The following is a 19,274-nucleotide window of genomic DNA, read 5'->3' on the forward strand; positions in this document are numbered from 1 at the left end:
ACGATTACTGATTGATGTCATAGCCACATGCTGCAATAGCTGCTTCTGCTAATACGACGAGTGAATCAATATATTGTGTGCTTAATTTTAAATCCCGATTCACGATGGAAAGTTCTGTACACCCTAAAATAATGCGGTCACAGTCCGTCATCACCGCTTCAATTGGCGCCCATAATTCAGGGGTTACATCTCGCCCGGCTTTTACATAATCGTAAATTACCGCCATCACTTGCTGCTGAATCTGTGCATCGGGTACAACAGGTGTAATGCCTTGCTCCTCCAGCGCCGTTTGATACATCTTGGAAGCGAGTGTACCATCTGTTGCTAAAATCCCTACACGATTTGCGCCTAGCTCTTTTGCCCGTTTCGCTGTTTCACGAATCATATGGAGTACCGGTACAGATGTTGCTTCTTGCATTTCTTGATAAAACGTATGGGCGGTATTACAAGGAATACAAATGACACCAGCTCCATACTCTGCAAGCTTTTTCGCATCACGCTGTAAATACGGGATTGGATTTTCTTTCGTTTGATCTAAAATATATGCCGTACGATCTGGAATCGATGTATCATTATCGATAATTGTATGGACATGTTCTTGGTCCTTATCCGCTTTTGTACGACGCACAATCATTTCACCAATGAGCATCGTCGCAAGTGGGCCAACCCCACCTATAATACCTAATATTTTCTTCATTTACTCTGACAAACCTTTGTTATTAAAATATTTCTTATACTTGCGGTAGTAATTCAAACTATTGAGCGTTAATTTAGCCCAACGTTTCATATTCATATCTTGCTTGAAGAATAAAGAGTTTGTATACTTCCCTTCACGAATCAAGCTTTTTGCCTTGAGCTTCAGCTTTTCGTTTGATGCGTATTTGAATAACACGCCTTTTGGGATAATCATCCATAAATGCTCGTTATCTGCATATGTTAAGTTTTGCTTAATATCAAGCATATGGTCATCTGCTACATATTTCATTAAATTATAGCCAGCTGCTGTTACATAGTAGCTTGAGCGACCATTCCGTAAGTTAATTTCGAAAAGCTTGTACTGCTTATCGCGCACGTCGTATTTCATATCAAAGTTCGCAAAGCCTGTATAGCCGATATCTTCTAGGAAGAAGCGTACTTGGTCCATGAGCTCTTTATCGTATGTTGTCACGATCGCTGCATAACTACCGATTCCTTCTGGGGAATGTTCTTCTAAAATCGGGTTCCCTAAACACATTAACTTCACTTTACCGTCTTTCCCGACATACGCATTTAATACGCGCATATACGAATCATCCCCAGGAATAAACTCCTGTACAATCATCGTATCTTGGTATGTGGAGCTATAAATAGCTTTTAAGATCGCCGTTTTTTCCGCTTCATCATGTGCCACGAATACTTTCTTTTTCCCTGGAAATGAACATGCCCAATATTCCACTGAATTTGATGCTTTAATAATAATCGGATACTCAAAGGGCGGTGTAAAGGTTTCGTAATCTTGAGCTGTGACCGTTGTTGTACCTGGGTATTTGAATTGATACTTCTCGCACATTTTATAGAAATTTTCTTTTAGTAAAATTTCATCCATTAATGATTCATCAATATACGGTACAGTGAACCATTGTTGTAATGCTGGTTTATTTTTAATAATGAGCTTCGCATAATCATCACCACATGCTAATAATAGCAGCTCTTTATTTGGAAATTGAGCAGCGACCTTTTCCATCGCTCCGACAAATACTGCTTGCGTGTTTAATTCATCAATTTGTTGGAAATTTAAAATGCGGCTATCTTGTGTAGCCGTCAAATGTGAGCGACCTAGCACTAGTGGTTTTAATCCATATGCTTCATAAAAAGCACGTGCCATGCCGTATGCATTCATATCTGAACCTAGTAATATTGGTAAAAATGGTTGTTCTTTTACTACCATTATCTATTCAACTCGCTTTAGTTTAATTTCGTTAATGTTTAGTTTATCACATTTTGTGTAGTGGTCACACGGAAAGTCCCGCAAATTTTTAATAGTTTTCTCGTTCCTTTCCACATAAAAAAACTAGCATAACCCATGTTGGGCTACGCTAGTTTTTTCCGATTAAACCGCCTCAATAATTAATGCAATCCCTTGTCCACCACCGATACAAAGACTTGCTGCGGCATATTTACCACCGCGACGTTTCAGCTCGTATGCGGCACTCAAAATGACACGTGTACCACTTGCCCCTACTGGATGACCAAGCGCAATCGCACCACCATTGATATTTGTTTTCTCACGGTCTAAACCAAGGGCTTTTTCTACGGCTAAATATTGTGCAGCAAATGCTTCATTGATTTCTACTACATCTAAATCTTCTATTGTTAAACTCGCACGTTCTAACGCCTGCTTCATCGCTGGCACTGGACCAATCCCCATAATCGTTGGATCCACCCCAGCTACTCCCCACGATACGATACGCGCTATTGGCTTTAAACCATGCTCTTGTACAAACTGTTCACTTGCTACAACAACAGATGCCGCACCGTCGTTAATGCCGGATGCATTCCCAGCAGTTACGGTACCATCTTTTTGAAACGCTGGTCGAAGCTTAGCAAGTGAAGCCATCGTACCATCTTCTTTTATATGTTCATCTGTATCAATAACTGTTTCGCCTTTACGTGTTTTCACGGTAACAGGTACGATTTCTTCCTTCAATTTCCCTGCATCACGTGCTGCCACTGCACGCGCATTCGAAAGTAGCGCAAAAGCATCTTGCTCCTCACGTGAAATTTCATACTGCTCCGCTAATTTTTCAGCCGTCATCCCCATACCGTTCCCTGTGTACTGGTCCGTTAATGTGGCTGTCAACATATCGGTAAATTGTAAGTCGCCCATTTTCGCTCCGCTAAAGCGCTGTGTAAAATTCGAATATGGGGATTGTGACATATTTTCTGCCCCACCAGCTAGTACCGCATTTGCTTCGCCGAGTAAAATTTGCTGAGCTGCTGTCACGACTGATTGCATACCCGAACCACATAAACGGTTTTGTGTTAATGCGGGTACTTCCTGCGGTACACCTGCATATAGTCCGATATGACGCGCTAAGTAGGATGCATTTACGCCTGTTGCAATGACGCCCCCATAGATAACATGGTCAATTTGCTCCGGCGTAACACCCGAACGTTTTAATGCTTCTACTGCTGTTGCTGTTCCAAGTTGTACCGCATCTACCGCTGCAAATGAACCACCAAATGCTGTAAAGGCTGTTCTTGCTCCATCTACGATATATACATTTGTCATTTTCCTATCCCCTTTGTTTCAACATTTTGTGACGGTCTTAACGCATGTGTTAGTACTTTTCCACATGCACTGGGTGGAAACTGAGCGAAAGTCGCCCTTAATCAGAAAAGTGTACAAACCGAAAACTTCTTTTCCCTAGCCAAACCTTCCAAACATGCCTACTAATTTTTTAAGCCTTGTATTTCAAAATCTTTTTGGCAATAATCCTTTTCATAATTTCAGCTGTCCTTCTGAAACTAGAAAATTCAAATCTATTAATATTTTAACAATTCAGTTAGTTTGATAGCAATGAAAATTCATCACACTTTACAATGAGACTTGATTTTTAACAATAAAATTTTTTACTATAAATGAAGGAAACGGAGGATTAATGATGCAATACGCACTACTTGGTGATTTACACTCAAACTATAAAAATACAAAAGCTGTTTTAAAACATATTGAAGAAATAGCACCAAATGCACAAATGATGGGCCTTGGCGATTTATATGAATGCCTGATTGGGAAACGAAAAGCAGCTGCATTAACCGAGCATGTCCCACTCGAGCAAGCCACTATTATTAAAAAGAAATTTACTGAACTGCTGACATTCCCCTCGATTATCGGCAATCAAGAGGAACGTATTGCTTTCGTTACAGGCATACAACAATTTTTGAATTATAAAGAAAAAATCGTCATTGAAAATGCGACGCTCATGCACGGACATCAGTTTGATTGGAACGAGCATTTCGAACCCACTTTCCCTTCATATGAAACACCGTTATTATTTTTCGGACATAGTCATCGTGCTGCTATCTACATAAACGGCGTGCGGACAAAAATCGAGTACAATCAACCGATATATGTCGGCGACCGAACATACGAAATTAATGTTGGGGCCGTTGTAGAATCACGTGATTGGTGTTTATATGATAGCGAGCAAATGACGGTTACATTTTTACAAGCACCAAAAAACGATTCGAGCAACTAACTCGAATCGTTTTTTAATCAACCAAACTTTTGGCGGTAGCCGCATTTACGGCATAGCTCTTCCACCGCTTCACGGCGCGAAAAACCATCGACTAAATTGTTTGCTCGCTCGCTTTCCACAATTTCTGAAAACGATTGCTCATTCACATTCCCTAAATTAATGACCCCTTCACCATCTAAACAGCAAGGTACGACTGTTCCATCCACTAAAATAGCAGCTTGACTACGCAGCGCATGACAGAAGCCTTTCCCTGTATATTCAGGCTCTAGTAAGCTCGGCCATTTAAACTCATGGTCTTGATTCAAATAAATATTCCGTGCAATTTTCACACCTTTTCCTGGCTCTACACGCTCTTCAATTTTAAACGGTAAATTATATTCTTGTTCGAGAAGTTCTAGCGTCTCAGCATTTTTACGACGATCCGTCTCTGTCTGGTCATCCCGTTGTAAATTCCATAAGCGATACGAGAAAATAACGTTATGCTCACGTGCTTCACGTACAAAATCTAAAATATCCCCTAAATATTTCTCGCGATTTTCTGACCCTTCATGCCCGTCAAAACTGTGGAGCGAGAAGTTCATTTGACGAAGTGCTGGCTTGCCTAGCAATTTTTCACGTTGCTTTTTAATGAGTGTCCCGTTCGTCGTAATATTGACTTTAAAGCCACGCTCATGTGCCGCGTCTAATAGCTGGTCAATGCGTGGGTGCAGTAACGGTTCTCCCTTTACATGCAAGTAAATATATTTAGTATGCGGACGAATTTGATCTAAAATCTTTTCGAATTGTTCTACTTTAATAAGCCCTTTGGCACGTTGCGTAGGCGGACAAAAACTACAAGCTAAATTACACACACTCGTAATTTCGATATAGACTTTCTTAAATGTTTTCAAAGTTATTTCACCTTATCTTTTCTTTTAGCTTTATCTATTCTAACACTTTACACCACTTTATAGCTTATGGTTTGCATTTTAATAGGACAAAAGGAAAACCACAATCTACAACTAAGACTGTGGTGTCGTACAATCAATTTACTGTTTGTATAAATGACACGTAACATAGTGACCTGGTTCTTTCTCCATACCCCCTAGATGTAACGCCTAACCTGTACAATTTCTTGGTCAAGCTGATGCCCTTGTAGGTGAATGACTTCTACTTTGCCTCCCGCAATGGATGTATGTAACAGGCGATTTTTCCCTATATAAATCCCTACATGCCTTACTCGCCCTTCACCATTCGAGGCAAAAAACAGTAAATCGCCCACTTGCCAAGCAACTCTGTTCTCTAGGCTTACTTTTTGTCCACCTTTTGCTTGATCACTTGCATCTCTTGGAATTTGGTAGCCACAAGCCTTCATGGCGTTGTAAGTTAGTCCTGAACAATCGTAGCCGTATGCAGACATACCCGCCCAAAAATAAGGAATATCCAAAAACTTTAACATTTCATCCGCCAACTCTTGTGCTGTTTTCTTTGGAAAGGCGGATTTGTTAGTCGTAAAATCAACCGCTGCTTTTAATACTTGTCCTTGTCCTTGTGGTATCGCCACAATATAATAATGGCTCTCTTCTGAAAGCACCGGTAAAACTGTATTAAATGACAAAACGAGTAATGGTACACCTTCTTGATCATAAAGTTGGGTGCGCGGCTCTTTCACTCTCATATAGCCGATTACCTCTCGCTCCACTTTTTTTGTAATTGTGTAATCGGTATCCATCCCGGATAACCTGTATTGACATCACGATATGGCTGTTCAATCGCTCTCACTTTTGCCCATTCACCGTGAATGGTATCTACTTCAAGTAGTTCTCCGTATAATACTTGTGTATGAAGACGATTTTCACGGCATAGTGCATCACGTTCTTTTTTCATCATCTCCTCAATCCACTCCGAAATGGAAACTGGGTTAGAAACGGCATGTTTATCCATTTCCCGCACCATGTTTGGATGAGACCAAATAGATGCTACAGCTACTTTACATACATAGTGTTCAGCCATGCAACATTCCACCCTTTATGCCCTGAATGCCTAACCCGCTACCCTCTGGAAACGTAATGACACGCCCATTGTATTGAATACCACCATCAATCGTTTCTTTGGCAAGCATTAGTGGTGCATCAAAATCATAGCGCGTAATATTACGCTGACTCGCCGCAAAATGGGCTGCGGCACATACACCGATTTTTGTCTCAATCATGCTCCCTACCATACATTCCACCCCATACGCTTCTGCCATCTTATTCATTTGGTATGCTTTATAAATGCCCCCTGACTTCATGAGCTTTAAATTCACTAAGTCTGCGGCGCGTATTGCCAAAATACGCTTTAAATCATGTGATGAAAAGACAGATTCATCTGCCATAATAGGCGTATACGTATGATCAGTAACGTACTTTAATCCCTCCACATCGTGTTTACTAACCGGCTGCTCAATTAGTTCAATTGCTAGTCCCGCATCCTCCATTTGGCGAATCGCTCTGACGGCTTCCTTTGCTTCCCATCCTTGATTCGCATCAAGGCGTAGTTTGATTTGATAACCTACACGCTCTCGGATTGCTTTAATACGCGCGATATCCGCCCTGATCTCGCCGATTCCCACTTTTATTTTGAGTACATCAAATCCATTGGCAACATAGCTTTCGGCATCATCTGCCATTTCATTTGGTTCATTCACACTAACAGTAAAATCCGTTTCTACGGTGTCACGGTAACCGCCTAAATAACGAGATAGTGGCTGGTTGACGTGTTGTGCAAGCAAATCAAAAATCGCCATATCTAATGCCGCCTTGGCACTTGTATTGCCGATAATGGTTTCATGGAGAAGGGTAAATAATCGCTCTGAATTTGTTAAATCTTTTCCGATTAATACAGGCGCTAATATATGGTCAATCGTATGTTTAATACTAACGAGGGTTTCCCCTGTAATGACATGTGTCGGTGGTGCCTCCCCGTACCCCTTTTTTCCAGCCTCATCTGTTACAACGACATAAATCGATTGTGCTGTTGTCACAGTTCGGAGCGCCGTTTTAAATGGCTTGATTAAAGGTACAGCGACTTCAAACGTTTCAATCGATTGAATCTTCATCATCCCGCTCCTTACTCGACACCTGGTGAGAGGCGTAGCGTTTTACTATAAGTATCTAGCTCCCCTTCAACTCCTAAAGGAATCGCAAAATGCGGCTGACAATGTCCGATTTTAAAGCCTTTCATAACAGGGTATGGTCGGTCTTTAAAATAATCGTCCAGCACTTCCTCTAATGTCAATGAAGGCTTATCCCCCGTTGATAATGCATCGGCAAAATCACCAATAACTACGCCAGCTAACCTCTCTAGCTTATTTGCTTGACGCAGTTGATTTAACATACCGTCCACACGATATGGTTCCTCTCCAATATCTTCAATCAATAAAATTTTGCCACTTGTTTCGATTTCAAATATTGTGCCGATACTTTGCACTAATAATGATAAATTCCCGCCGATCATTTCTGCTTTCGTTGTGCCTTGACTAAGCACCGCTAGGTCACTTATTTTTTCATCATAGACAAGTGTTGTTGGTTCAAATAACTGTTCAAACATTTTAGCTGACAGTTCCGCAAAATCAGCGCTAGCCACATCAGATGTGAGCATTGGTCCATGGAACGTAACTAAGTTGGACAATTGACCAAAGGATGTATGCAAAAACGTAATGTCGGAGTACCCCCAAAATACTTTTGGGTTGTTTCGAATGAGCTCAAAGTCAATCTTGTCTGTCATTCTTGCTGCGCCGTAGCCACCCCGAGAGCAAATAATCCCATTAATCTCTGTATCTATAAACATGTCATGAAGATCTGCTAAACGCTCTTCATCCTTCCCAGCTAAATACCCCCATCGATTACTTGCATACTGCCCAAGCTTATAATTTAATCCGAGCTGTTCTAAAAAAAGAACGGCCTTTTCCATTTGCCCATCTCGGAATGGTCCAGATGGAGAAATAATGCCGATTGTGTCTCCCTTTTTTAATCTTTTTGGTTTTTGTCTCACCTGTTGTCATCCCCCTTTTAATGAAAATTGCTACACGAACAGACTTTGGAAGCGTCACGAGGAGCTGGCATTAGAGCGGAAATTAATAGTTATTTAAATGGTAATATATGTTTAAATATTTATGCATTATGAGTTAATTAATATATATTTACATAACGCTTTATTGATTCCAGTAACAAAGAACTTCTTAAGTAATTATTTTTTGTATTAGACCTTATTTCGTATTCATATAATTTAATTAATGTGTAAAGCAGAAAGGAGGATTTTTTGTTTACACAGTATAAATATTGGAAGCCTTATATTAGCCCGTTTGATCCATGTAAGCCTATACGGATTAAAAGCTATGCAACACCTCCACAACTATACATCGGTTTTCAGCCAGTCGGACTTGCACAATTTCACTCTCCACAACTAGCTTTAAGGCACGGGACACTTTGGCCTCAGCTTTACAGCCCTTATCCAGCTCCCCAAAAAGGGGGGGACAAAAAATGAATAAGAAAATGCCCCCAGAATTTTATAAACTACTCGAAGAAATTCAAGCGATCGATTTTGTATTAGTCGAATTAAACCTCTACTTAGACACACACCCTCATGATTTTGAAACGATTAAACAATTTAATGAAACTGCCCAGAAAAGTATGGAATTAAAGGTTCACTTTGAACAACAATTTGGACCGTTAATGAATTTTGGAAGAAGTTTCTCTAATTATCCTTGGAATTGGGTTGACACACCGTGGCCATGGCAAGTGTAAATCTCATCATTGAGGGGGAAGAACGCCTTTGTGGTATTACGAAAAAAAGCTGCAATACCCCGTGAAAGTAAGTGAATGTAATCCAAGGTTAGCGAAGTATTTAGTGGAACAATACGGGGGAGCTGATGGGGAATTAGCAGCTGCCCTCAGGTACATGAATCAACGTTACACCATTCCTGATAAGGTGATTGGTCTTTTAACAGATATCGCAACGGAGGAATTTTCCCACTTAGAAATGATTGCGACCATGATTTATAAGCTGACGAAAGATGCAACACCTGAACAATTAAAAGAAGCAGGTCTTGGTGATCATTATGTTGCACATGACTCCGCTCTTTTTTATAATAATGCCTCAGGTGTACCATTTACAGCTGCTTATATCCAGGCAAAAGGTGACCCAATTGCGGATTTATATGAGGATATTGCTGCTGAAGAAAAAGCACGTGCCACCTACCAATGGATCATCGATATGTCAGATGATGTAGATTTAAATGACAGCTTAAAATTCCTGCGAGAACGAGAAATCGTCCACTCCCTCCGATTTAGAGAAGCGGTCGAAATGTTAAAAGACGACCGCGATACGAAAAAGGTATTTTAGTGGTTATCATGCCATCTTCGAACTATTCGAAGGTGGACTTTTTCATTTATTCATAAAACAGATGAATTCCCTATGAACTTTTCATTCCTTTGTATAGAGCTAAAAATTCAAAGTAATACTAAAGAGTATTGTAGCAAATACAGTTCGAACTAAAGGAGGAATAAATGTGACAAGCCCTGATAATGCATTATCTATTTTAGCTTTAGGCGGAATCAATGAAATCGGGAAAAATATGTATGTTGTGCAATATGGTAATGATCTTGTCATCGTTGATTGTGGTGCGAAATTTGCTGATTATCACATACTAGGTGTTGATTTAATTATTCCAGACGTTTTTTATTTACAAGAGCATCGAGAAAAAATTAAAGCATTAATTGTGACACATGGACACGAGGATCATATTGGTGGTATTCCTTACTTTTTAAAGAAAATGAATATCCCTATTTATGCTACACGTTTTACACTCGGATTAATCGAACTAAAATTAAAAGAGCATAAAATTTTACGGGAATCGACGCTTCATGAAATTAACGCAGATACCCATTTAACGTTTGGGGAGATGGATGTGAGCTTCTTTAAAGTCAGTCATAGTATTCCTGATTGTTTAGGCATTGTGTTTCATACGCCAGAAGGAAAGGTCATTCATACAGGCGATTTTAAATTCGATTTAACACCTGTAAACGAGCAATATTCGGATATTCATAAAATGGCTAAAATCGGTGAAGAAGGTGTACTTGCTTTAATATCCGAAAGTACAAATGCTGAGCGCCCTGGGTTGACCCCATCTGAACAGCTTGTTGGTGGTCATCTTGAAGAAGCTTTTCTAAAAGCACAAGGAAAAGGCAAAATTTTTGTTTCAACATTTGCCTCCAACGTCAATCGGGTGCAACAAGTCGTCGATGCCTGCTTGAAAACGAATCGTAAGCTGGCACTGCTTGGCCGAAGTATGGTCAATGTCGTACATGTGGCGAGAGAGCGAGGCTATTTAGATATCCCTGATTGGATGATGGTCGATGCACGTGATATCCATCAACTCCCTTCTGAACGAATTGCTATTTTATGTACGGGGAGCCAAGGGGAACCACTTGCCGCGCTTGCTCGACTTTCAACCGGTAGCAATCGAGATGTCAAAATTCATCCTGGTGATACAGTCATTTTGGCTGCCTCTCCAATACCAGGAAATGAAAAAGATGTCTCACGTATCGTGGATAATTTGTTCCAATTAGGCGCACATGTCATTTACGGCTCTTCAAGTATTACCGGTATGCACGTTTCTGGACACGGTTATCAAGAGGATTTAAAGCTCATGTTAACACTTATGAAGCCAAAATATTTCATCCCAATTCACGGGGAATATAGAATGCTTCATCAACACCGTTTATTAGCTGAATCAGTCGGCGTAGAAAAAGGGCATACATTCATTATTAACAACGGCGATATTGTTGATATTCAACATGGGGTAGCACGGCAAACGCGTAAAACAATCGCTGGAGATACGTATGTCGACGGTTACGGCATTGGTGAAGTAGGACAAGTCGTACTTCGTGACCGGAAGCAACTCTCTGAAGATGGAATGCTCGTCATTGTCATAACGATTAGTAAGTTAGACGGCTCCCTCATTTCTGAGCCGGATACGATTTCTCGTGGATTTGTTTATGCAAAGGATGCAGAGGATTTGATTAACAATATTAATACACTCGTCAAAGAAAGCATTGACCGTTTTAAGGAAGCCAATCCTTTTGCGATGAAGCAAGCGATCAAAAAAGCAGTTGGTCAATATGTATTTACCCATACAAAGCGAAAGCCAATGCTTCTACCGCTTGTCATTGAAATTTAAAACACAGGGGGATGTGCTCCTCCTGTGTTTTATTTAATCTGCACGGTTGTGTTCTTCTTTTTCCCATCGTTCAATTTCTTCTCGAACGATAGGGGCGACTTCTTTTCCTAGTAGCTCAATGGATCTCATCACATCTGCATGCGGCATGGAGCCAACTGGACAGTGGAGCATAAAACGTGTAATGCCTACCTGTTTACGAAGGAAAATGATTTTTTCTGCTACGGTTTGGACATCTCCAACATACAAAGCTCCCTCTAGGCTACATGCATCCTCAAATGTTTCACGTGTGTAAGGTCCCCAACCACGTTCTCTCCCTAAAGCATTCATCACAGCTTGTGTTGGTGGGAAAAATTTTTCGACAGCCATGTCCGTACTATCTGCGATAAACCCATGTGAATGCGTAGCAACCATTAGCTTCGAAATATCATGCCCCGCTTTCTTAGCCGCTTTATAATACAGTTTAACGAGTGGTGCAAATCGTAACGGACTGCCACCAATAATGGCTAAAGCAAGCGGTAAGCCAAGAGTGCCTGCACGTACAACAGACTGCGGCGTACCACCACTTGCAATCCAAATCGGTAAAGAATCCTGGACTGGACGTGGATACACCCCTCGATTATGAATGGCAGGACGATGCTTCCCACTCCACTGAACGATTTCAAATTCTCTTATTTTTAATAGCAGATCTAATTTTTCATCAAATAATGCATCATAATCTGTTAAATCATAGCCAAACAACGGGAACGATTCGATAAAAGAGCCTCGCCCTGCCATAATTTCCGCACGTCCATTTGACAGTGCATCCACTGTTGAAAACTCTTGAAATACTCTTACTGGATCATCAGAAGAGAGTACGGTCACCGCGCTTGTTAGCCTAATTCGTTTTGTCAGCGGGGCAGCAGCGGCGAGGAACACAGCTGGCGTGGAACAGGCATAATCTTTTCGGTGATGCTCACCCACACCGTACACATCTAATCCTACTTCATCTGCCAGTATAATTTCTTCAAGTACCTCTCGAATGCGTTCAGCATGGCTAATCGTTTTTCCTGTATTTACATCTGGCGTCGTTTCAACAAATGTCGTTAACCCAATCTCCATTCTACTTTCCTCCTACATTTACCTATTGCTTTACTACTATCATAACGAGTTCAGCTACATTTGTCCTTTTTATGATATTTCTTTAACAGCTCATAAAACGTTCTATGTTGCGCACATTACACTTTAGGAGGTGAAAAGCGATGAGTAAAAATAATAAGAGAACAATGAATACACGTACACACAATCCATATGGTCTATATAAAAGCACAGACTTAGATGACACGAATAGCAATAACAATAATCCTAACGACAATTTAAACGAGGAATTCGCTGCTGAATTTGATGCGAAAGCAAAAAATAAAAACAATAAGACCAACCACGATAAAAATCAGCAGTCTAATAAAAATGAAAATAAATAGCTACACAAATATGAAAAGCGACACAAAAGAGCCATTCTGTGCCGCTTTCCCCCTCTTTTTTCATTATTTCACCTTGAACGTGTTAGCTAAACCTAGTAATCCTTCTGATACTTCCGATAATTTCTCTGATAATCTTGCGATTGATTCATAGTGAATGTTGAGATTACCTATTTTAATCATACCGTTTACTGAAATATTTACACTTACATTTTTAGGAATTACGATGTAGAAAAAAGGGCATCCAGAAAGCAACAACTTTCAGAACACCCAATTCAATCCTTAATCATTATCCATTAAGAAATACACTATCCGCGGTATTTCATTGTCAAACCTTTTAAGAAACAACGTGCGAAGCGATCGCCACATTCCTTATAGTTTTTATGACTCGTGTTGCGTAAAATGGCACCCATCTCTCCCTTGGATACCGTTACCCCACCTTCATACAACAAATCTAGTACATCTTCACTCGTTAGCTGTAAAGCAATCTTTACTTTCTTTAACAGCATGTTGTTAGCACTTTCCTTGCCTGTGACGGGCATCGGTCCTGCTACATTTCCGTCTTTATCTTTTTGCGGTCCACGCTTAAATGTAATAAAGCCATTTAAAAATGCCTCGAGCATTTTATTATTTACTTTGACGAAGTTTTCGGGTGCTTCCTCGTCTTCTCTTACTTTGATGAGCATATTAAGTACCTCTTCTTTTGTGAAGTGCATGCCCCCAAGCTTAAACATCTCTACTATGTCGATATTTTTAATATCTAGTGCATAGCGTAAGCGAATTAATATATCATTATTTGTCATATAAAAACCTCCTGTACTATTGTGCTATATCCAAACAAAACCTAACATGAATAAATAATAATGAGAAAATTTATCGTAATTATAATGGTTCTTCACCAAAACGTGTAATTGACTACACATTCCGTTACGGGCGGATGCTTTCCGCGGGCGAGGTCGAGCCTCCTCGTCGCTCATTCTTCACTCCATGTGCTTTTAAAATCCTATATTTTTTAATCAAGAATATATTTTGATATTGAACCATTTGTTAAACAGTATTTTATTCTAATTGAAAATACAGTAATTCACAAGCATTGATATTTATAGCTGTTGTATAAAAGAAAGTAAATATTCGTTCTCAATAAAAAACGACGAGGTCTATACATTGATAGTCTCTCGCCATTTTCATTATATTATTTACTTTCTACATCATCTAATGCTTTATTTTTTTCAACTCTGTGCATCTCTAGTACATGTTCAGTCGGAGGAACAAGTAAACTCACTACAATAATTGTAATTCCTGAAATCACAACACCAGAGAAAACAGGAGCTAACCATAGTTCATGCAGTAATCCTATAAACCCTTCTGATTGTATAGGGAGCGCAGGAACCGATGTCAATGAAGTCACTATGTAATAGATGAGCCCTACGGATATACTTGCCCAAACAGCAGGTGTACTTACTCGCTTCCAAAATGGTCCTAATACAATCGGCCAAAAAATCGTCACGAATATAATATCCCATGCTAAATACGCTAAGTCGATTACCCTTTGGAAGCTAACCGCTAATACTAAGCCTAACAAAGCACTTAAAAGAATCACGAGTCTTGAAAAACGCAATAATGTTTTAGGTTGCGGATTTGGGTTAATAAAATCTAAATAAATATTTTTCGTCATAATGCCTGAAGTAGCAACATAACATGCCGCAACTGTCGACATTCCCATAGCTGCCATTGCCGTTAAGAAAATGGCGGCTATAAGAGGCGGAAAGTACCCCTGTGCAAAAGCTAGCATCAAGGTTTCTGGATTATCGCTATTTGGATAAATCGTTCTGAACGCCTCACCTAACATCCCAGGAATCCAACTAATTGCAATAATGACAGCACCCGCAATCATCATACTACGCTGTGCTACCTTTGGACTTTTTGCTGCGGCAACCCGTTGTCCCAAGTCCACTGCCGGAATATCGCCAAGCGCTAGCACAAGGTATAACGACCAAAATTCTACTCCCGCTCTATTGAATAATTCGCTAATATTCCACCATTCCGGATTAAATGTAATATCAGGATAGTAAAATAAAACGAAAATAGTAATCCCTAAAATACCAGCAATCGCAAGTGCACCTTGTACAATCTCGGTATAGGCTACTGCCCATAGTCCACCGATTACTGAATATAATACGGTTAATGAAACAAATAATAACGCGGCTGGCAGAAAATCAATTTGTAACAATTGCTGAATAATATACGTTCCGCCAACAGTTAATGCAGCTGCATTGAAAACACCGAATGCAATAGCCATTACAATCCCTGTATAAGCACCTAATTTTTTGCTACCGTATCTTAGTCCATAGTAGTCTGCTAGCGTCCAACCTTTTAATCTTCTAAGCGGTTTCGTCCAAATGAGTCCACCTAAAATCATACAAGTACCTAGTCCACCCATTGTGGCCGTCCCTTCGAACCCACCACTCGTATAACCTGATCCAACAGCCGCAAAAAAGAATGGTGCCGCCAATAAGGCGGCAATTAAACTTCCTGTTACAACAGATAATGGCATACTCCAGCCTGCTACAATTAAGTCTTCTGCTGTTTGTACACGTTTGTAGCCTTTATAACCTACATAATAAATAAAAATTAAATATAGGCTAAATACAAGGATATTTAACATTTGAATACTCCTTATCCATTCATAACGACTCCACCATTAGGGGTTAAAATTTGACCTGTATAAAAATTAGCATGTTCTGAAGCTAAAAATAACACGCTTTTTGCTATCTCTTCTGGGTGCGCTAGTCGTTTTAAAGGATATTTAGCAGACTCTTCTTCAATATAATTTTCGCCAAATTCTTTTAAAATATCTGTATACGTTCCACTAGGAGCTACGGCATTTACTAAAATATGTGGAGCTAATTCTCTTGCTAAAGCTTTTGTAAATGCATTAATACCACCTTTTGCAGCTGAATAGTGTGTAAACTCTTCACATCCTAAGCTACCAAGATCAGAAGAAATGTTAATAATTTTTCCTCTACCTTTTTGCTTCATTCTTTTCGCCGCTTCTCTACTATTATAGAAGCAACCATACAGATGCACTTTAATCATTCGATCCCACTGCTCATCTGTTAAATCTATGATACTAGAAGACTGTGCAAATCCAGCATTGTTTACTAATATATCAATCATACCGAAGTCATTATCCATATAACGAAACATTTCTTGAACTTGCTGAGAATCCGACACATCAGCATGAAATTTCAACGCACGTCCCTCAAACTTCTCTGCTTGCACACGCACCTGTTCTGCCTCTTTCTCGTCTCCAATATAATTTATTAGAATATTGGCTCCTTGCTCTGCAAACGCTAATGCAATTGCCTTTCCTATCCCCTTACTTGCCCCTGTAATCAATACATTTTTTCCCGTAAAATCAAATTCCATTAACGATCATTCTCCAATTTAAATTTAGCTACGAGTGATTGTAATTCCTCTGCTGTTTCGCCTAGGGAAGCAGAAGCCTGCGTTACTTCTTGCATCATCACTAGCTGTTCCTGTGTAGCCTCTGACACATTCATTGAAAATGCAGAAGATTTTTGTGCTGAGTGGCTAATATTATTGACCGATGCTGTCACTTCTTCTGAAGAAGCTGATATTTGTTGAGATGCTGCAGAGATTTCTCTAATTTGACTCGCTACTTCTTCTGAAGAAGTTAAAATATCCTTAAAGATTTTGCCCACTTCATTTGTATAATCCATCCCAGCTTTTACATCTTCTTTTCCTTTTTCCATCACAATAAGAGAGGCATTCGAATCAGATTGAATTGTACTAATTAAATTGTATATTTCAGTGGCTGATTGAGATGATTGTTCTGCTAATCTTCTTACCTCATCTGCCACAACGGCAAATCCTTTACCATGTTCGCCCGCTCGTGCAGCTTCAATTGCGGCATTAAGTGCCAGTAAATTCGTTTGATCTGCAATTTCCGTAATAATGTTAACAATGTCACCAATTTTATTTGTATTTACATGCAAACCATTAATTGTTTTTCCAATTTGCTCAACGGATTCATTAATTAATTGCATTTGGGAAACAACTTGTTGCACAACACTATTCCCATGTCTGGAAGCTTGAGAGGAAGAATTAGATGATTCGGCTACACTATTTGCCGAATCTGCAATTTGCTGTATACCTATCGTTGTTTCTTCCATAGCAGTAGCTGTTTCTTCTGTTGTGGTTAAAGACTCTTCCGCATTTCGTGTAATTCGCTCTATGTCCTTTGCAATATGTGTAGAGCTATCGTATACGCCTGTTGCATTTGCATTTAGCTGATTGGCTGCAGCAGAAATATGGTTCGATGCATTTCGAATATTTAATATGAGATGTTGTAAATTTGAAACCATCGTTTGAATAGATTGAGATAAGTGACCAATTTCATCATTCGTAATTTCCAACTCTACATCTTTCAATTCCCCATTGGCTACTTGATTTGCTATCTCTACTACTTTTCCGAGTGGTTTAAACAGTCGTACAATGAGTATGTAAAGTAAGACTAATAAAATAGCAAGACCAATTACTGTAATCGCAATTTGTTTAATAATACTTGATTTGATAATGGTATTAATATAATCTGCTGAATAATCAATTCCGATTAACGCAATAATTTTTCCTGTATCGTCTTTAATTGGGGCAAATACTGTTCGCCACGTACCGAAAGCATCTTCAAAAATTTGCGTCACTTCTACTTGCTTATTATCAAGTGCTAGTTTCGCTGTTTCAGTATGCTCCGGCGCTAAATCAGAAAAGGCTTCCCCCGCTTCGTATACTTCATTTAAATTAGAAGTATAACCAATGGGAATAATGTTGTTATCTTCTATTTTCCAAAGATAACTCCAACTCATAATCCCTTGTTCATTTTGAATAGCATCTAACTGCTTTTGTACTTTTTGGAAAGTTTCATTATCCTCTCCCTTTATAGATAATAAAGATTGGATTTCTTCCTTATCAAGGGTCATCGCTGTTAGTATGCCTACACTTTTGAGTTCTTGCTCAAGATCTGCATCCATACGCTTATTTAGTTCATTAATACTTTGGGCTGTAATAATAGTAGTAAGTACTAAAACAGCAAAAGAAACGATCAATAACAATCTGTTCTTTAATGACATATTCTTTGTAAATTTCAAAATTTTACCTCCCTACGTTTCTATTAATTATACTTTTGTAATGAACAGCTGCCTTTAATGTAATGATAATATTTTGTAAAAAAGCTACACATACAACATTCCCTTTAACTCATTGCCAGTAAGTTTGCCTAAAAATGAAATAGAGGCAATTAAAAAAGCCTATTTAAACAATAGGCTAACAAGAAAATCATAATAACTGCAGCATAGATATGGATGATCTATTTCTCAGTTCGTGCAATGGATGGAAAATGAAGTCGCTATATTCCGGGAAAGTAGTTTTCTTGTATTAGCAAATGGAATAGCATACTTTTTTCACTAATCGACCAAGTATCACTGACTATCAATAATATGCTCGTATAGTTCACCCATCCTAGCATCTAACGCTTTAGATATTGCAATTTTGCACCTCTATTTTTAGTAGATCCACCTATTATCAACCTTAAATTACCATATCATATTTACTTAGTCAATTTATTCCTTAATTTTACCAATAAGTTATATACATATATATGAAGATACGTACACATTTCCACATCAAACTAAACTTTTATTTGATTGAAATAGTTGTAATTGGTTCATATTTAGGGATTTGTTCCATATTGGTTTTATATAATACAATTGTATCTACAGGAAAAGATAATGGCTTAGCTTGAAAGGGGTTATGCTTTGTTAATAGCTCCTTATCGAACCTTTCAGCACTAGACCATTTCCGTGCGAATGTAATATGAGGATGGTACGGACGAGTGTCTAACGTAAATCCAGCATCTAAACATTGTTGCTGCACAATGGCTTGCAGTTGAAATAATGCACGTTCCTCACTTACTGCTCCCCAAAAGATTCGCGGTATTTGCTCATTGCCGAAAATATTCAGCCCTGTAATTTGCAAAGAAAAGCTTTGTTCTTCGGTTATAGCGTCACTTATTTTATCAATCATCGTTTGAAGTGTTTGCCCTTCTACAGCGCCTAGAAATGCTAAAGTAATATGGTAATCCGCCATATGCACCCAACGGTTAAACTGAAAAATATGTTTTACATTTAGCAGTTCAGCATGAATGACTTTCTTAATCGTATCTGGTAATGGAACAGCCCAAAAATAATGTGGATTTTTGCTCATTTAATCCCTCTTTTTAATATATTTCGATTTCTCCTTTTACTAAAAATGATCAATATATTAATTCCCTTCATTCATATTGTTAGCCATATTGGCCAT

Annotated in this window: 20 protein-coding genes; 6 read left to right on the plus strand and 14 right to left on the minus strand. The window is 39.1% G+C overall.

Translation table 11 applies throughout. The features are described from left to right. Nucleotides 1-4: 4 nt before the first annotated feature. The 3 genes from cuyB to AC3II9_RS04310 form a co-directional block, all read right to left on the minus strand. On the minus strand, nt 5-697 hold the full coding sequence (cuyB, locus tag AC3II9_RS04300) for a cysteate racemase (protein ID WP_489153427.1): 693 nt from the start codon (nt 695-697) through the stop codon (nt 5-7). After that, a complete protein-coding gene (locus AC3II9_RS04305; protein WP_391375473.1) occupies nt 698-1,927 on the minus strand; it encodes a carboxylate--amine ligase in 1,230 nt (409 codons plus the stop codon). It lies immediately after the preceding gene. A 162-nt stretch (nt 1,928-2,089) separates the two neighbouring features. Continuing rightward, complete coding sequence (locus AC3II9_RS04310; RefSeq protein WP_489153429.1) at nt 2,090-3,271, minus strand: acetyl-CoA C-acetyltransferase; 1,182 nt, start codon at nt 3,269-3,271, stop codon at nt 2,090-2,092. Nucleotides 3,272-3,644: 373 nt separating this feature from the next. Between AC3II9_RS04310 and AC3II9_RS04315 the strand changes: the two genes are divergently transcribed. Continuing rightward, nucleotides 3,645-4,241: a metallophosphoesterase family protein gene (locus AC3II9_RS04315; RefSeq protein ID WP_489153431.1), complete on the plus strand. Its 597-nt coding sequence runs from the start codon at nt 3,645-3,647 to the stop codon at nt 4,239-4,241. A 17-nt stretch (nt 4,242-4,258) separates the two neighbouring features. Here the strand turns inward: AC3II9_RS04315 and AC3II9_RS04320 are convergent, their stop codons facing one another. The 5 genes from AC3II9_RS04320 to AC3II9_RS04340 all read right to left on the minus strand — a co-directional run bounded on the left by AC3II9_RS04320 (nt 4,259) and on the right by AC3II9_RS04340 (nt 8,255). Then, complete coding sequence (locus AC3II9_RS04320; RefSeq protein WP_489153432.1) at nt 4,259-5,131, minus strand: radical SAM/SPASM domain-containing protein; 873 nt, start codon at nt 5,129-5,131, stop codon at nt 4,259-4,261. A 194-nt stretch (nt 5,132-5,325) separates the two neighbouring features. Further along, nucleotides 5,326-5,952, minus strand: a complete 627-nt coding sequence (locus tag AC3II9_RS04325) for a C40 family peptidase (RefSeq protein ID WP_489153434.1) — start codon at nt 5,950-5,952, stop codon at nt 5,326-5,328. After that, the gene (locus AC3II9_RS04330; RefSeq protein ID WP_489153436.1) at nt 5,907-6,233 is read right to left on the minus strand and encodes a hypothetical protein; all 327 of its coding nucleotides are present in this window, start codon (nt 6,231-6,233) and stop codon (nt 5,907-5,909) included. The genes AC3II9_RS04325 and AC3II9_RS04330 overlap by 46 nt, the downstream gene beginning before the upstream one ends. Continuing rightward, a complete protein-coding gene (locus tag AC3II9_RS04335; protein ID WP_489153438.1) occupies nt 6,226-7,320 on the minus strand; it encodes a dipeptide epimerase in 1,095 nt (364 codons plus the stop codon). Before AC3II9_RS04335 ends, AC3II9_RS04330 begins: the two co-directional genes overlap by 8 nt. 11 nt (nt 7,321-7,331) lie before the next feature. Beyond that, complete coding sequence (locus tag AC3II9_RS04340; protein ID WP_489153440.1) at nt 7,332-8,255, minus strand: S66 peptidase family protein; 924 nt, start codon at nt 8,253-8,255, stop codon at nt 7,332-7,334. A 267-nt stretch (nt 8,256-8,522) separates the two neighbouring features. On the opposite strand from AC3II9_RS04340, the gene AC3II9_RS04345 reads away from it, so the two are divergent. From AC3II9_RS04345 to AC3II9_RS04360, 4 genes are all read left to right on the plus strand, one after another. Beyond that, entirely contained in the window at nt 8,523-8,747 is a 225-nt protein-coding gene (locus AC3II9_RS04345; RefSeq protein WP_489153442.1) for a spore coat associated protein CotJA, read from the plus strand. Continuing rightward, nucleotides 8,744-9,007: a spore coat protein CotJB gene (locus AC3II9_RS04350; protein ID WP_489153444.1), complete on the plus strand. Its 264-nt coding sequence runs from the start codon at nt 8,744-8,746 to the stop codon at nt 9,005-9,007. Before AC3II9_RS04345 ends, AC3II9_RS04350 begins: the two co-directional genes overlap by 4 nt. Before the next feature lie 28 nt (nt 9,008-9,035). Continuing rightward, a complete protein-coding gene (locus AC3II9_RS04355; RefSeq protein WP_391375523.1) occupies nt 9,036-9,605 on the plus strand; it encodes a manganese catalase family protein in 570 nt (189 codons plus the stop codon). Between the two features lie 166 nt (nt 9,606-9,771). After that, nucleotides 9,772-11,442, plus strand: a complete 1,671-nt coding sequence (locus AC3II9_RS04360; RefSeq protein WP_489153446.1) for a ribonuclease J — start codon at nt 9,772-9,774, stop codon at nt 11,440-11,442. Between the two features lie 33 nt (nt 11,443-11,475). Here the strand turns inward: AC3II9_RS04360 and AC3II9_RS04365 are convergent, their stop codons facing one another. After that, nucleotides 11,476-12,540: an LLM class flavin-dependent oxidoreductase gene (locus tag AC3II9_RS04365; RefSeq protein ID WP_489153448.1), complete on the minus strand. Its 1,065-nt coding sequence runs from the start codon at nt 12,538-12,540 to the stop codon at nt 11,476-11,478. A gap of 140 nt (nt 12,541-12,680) precedes the next feature. Between AC3II9_RS04365 and AC3II9_RS04370 the strand changes: the two genes are divergently transcribed. Next, the gene (locus tag AC3II9_RS04370; RefSeq protein ID WP_391375501.1) at nt 12,681-12,899 is read left to right on the plus strand and encodes a hypothetical protein; all 219 of its coding nucleotides are present in this window, start codon (nt 12,681-12,683) and stop codon (nt 12,897-12,899) included. A 305-nt stretch (nt 12,900-13,204) separates the two neighbouring features. On the opposite strand, the gene AC3II9_RS04375 is transcribed toward AC3II9_RS04370, so the two are convergent. The 5 genes from AC3II9_RS04375 to thpR form a co-directional block, all read right to left on the minus strand. Then, the gene (locus tag AC3II9_RS04375; RefSeq protein ID WP_489153450.1) at nt 13,205-13,699 is read right to left on the minus strand and encodes a YehS family protein; all 495 of its coding nucleotides are present in this window, start codon (nt 13,697-13,699) and stop codon (nt 13,205-13,207) included. Between the two features lie 389 nt (nt 13,700-14,088). Next, nucleotides 14,089-15,561 (minus strand): sodium:solute symporter family protein, encoded by a 1,473-nt coding sequence (locus AC3II9_RS04380; protein WP_489153452.1) that lies wholly within the window; start codon nt 15,559-15,561, stop codon nt 14,089-14,091. An 11-nt stretch (nt 15,562-15,572) separates the two neighbouring features. Then, nucleotides 15,573-16,325, minus strand: a complete 753-nt coding sequence (locus tag AC3II9_RS04385) for an SDR family NAD(P)-dependent oxidoreductase (RefSeq protein WP_489153454.1) — start codon at nt 16,323-16,325, stop codon at nt 15,573-15,575. Further along, a complete protein-coding gene (locus AC3II9_RS04390; RefSeq protein ID WP_489153456.1) occupies nt 16,325-18,064 on the minus strand; it encodes a methyl-accepting chemotaxis protein in 1,740 nt (579 codons plus the stop codon). The genes AC3II9_RS04385 and AC3II9_RS04390 overlap by 1 nt, the downstream gene beginning before the upstream one ends. 547 nt (nt 18,065-18,611) lie before the next feature. Next, nucleotides 18,612-19,178, minus strand: coding sequence for an RNA 2',3'-cyclic phosphodiesterase (thpR, locus tag AC3II9_RS04395; protein ID WP_489153458.1), 567 nt, complete (start codon nt 19,176-19,178; stop codon nt 18,612-18,614). Nucleotides 19,179-19,274: the final 96 nt, after the last annotated feature.

The sequence above is a fragment of the Lysinibacillus sp. RU7 genome (genome assembly GCF_057837305.1).

Bases quoted from the DNA above. Each gene is read 5' to 3' on its own strand.
- cuyB (WP_489153427.1), bottom strand. From the start codon at position 697: ATGAAGAAAATATTAGGTATTATAGGTGGGGTTGGCCCACTTGCGACG.
- AC3II9_RS04305 (WP_391375473.1), bottom strand. From the start codon at position 1,927: ATGGTAGTAAAAGAACAACCATTTTTACCAATATTACTAGGTTCAGAT.
- AC3II9_RS04310 (WP_489153429.1), bottom strand. From the start codon at position 3,271: ATGACAAATGTATATATCGTAGATGGAGCAAGAACAGCCTTTACAGCA.
- AC3II9_RS04315 (WP_489153431.1), top strand. From the start codon at position 3,645: ATGCAATACGCACTACTTGGTGATTTACACTCAAACTATAAAAATACA.
- AC3II9_RS04325 (WP_489153434.1), bottom strand. From the start codon at position 5,952: ATGGATACCGATTACACAATTACAAAAAAAGTGGAGCGAGAGGTAATC.
- AC3II9_RS04330 (WP_489153436.1), bottom strand. From the start codon at position 6,233: ATGGCTGAACACTATGTATGTAAAGTAGCTGTAGCATCTATTTGGTCT.
- AC3II9_RS04335 (WP_489153438.1), bottom strand. From the start codon at position 7,320: ATGAAGATTCAATCGATTGAAACGTTTGAAGTCGCTGTACCTTTAATC.
- AC3II9_RS04350 (WP_489153444.1), top strand. From the start codon at position 8,744: ATGAATAAGAAAATGCCCCCAGAATTTTATAAACTACTCGAAGAAATT.
- AC3II9_RS04365 (WP_489153448.1), bottom strand. From the start codon at position 12,540: ATGGAGATTGGGTTAACGACATTTGTTGAAACGACGCCAGATGTAAAT.
- AC3II9_RS04370 (WP_391375501.1), top strand. From the start codon at position 12,681: ATGAGTAAAAATAATAAGAGAACAATGAATACACGTACACACAATCCA.
- AC3II9_RS04375 (WP_489153450.1), bottom strand. From the start codon at position 13,699: ATGACAAATAATGATATATTAATTCGCTTACGCTATGCACTAGATATT.
- AC3II9_RS04380 (WP_489153452.1), bottom strand. From the start codon at position 15,561: ATGTTAAATATCCTTGTATTTAGCCTATATTTAATTTTTATTTATTAT.
- AC3II9_RS04385 (WP_489153454.1), bottom strand. From the start codon at position 16,325: ATGGAATTTGATTTTACGGGAAAAAATGTATTGATTACAGGGGCAAGT.
- thpR (WP_489153458.1), bottom strand. From the start codon at position 19,178: ATGAGCAAAAATCCACATTATTTTTGGGCTGTTCCATTACCAGATACG.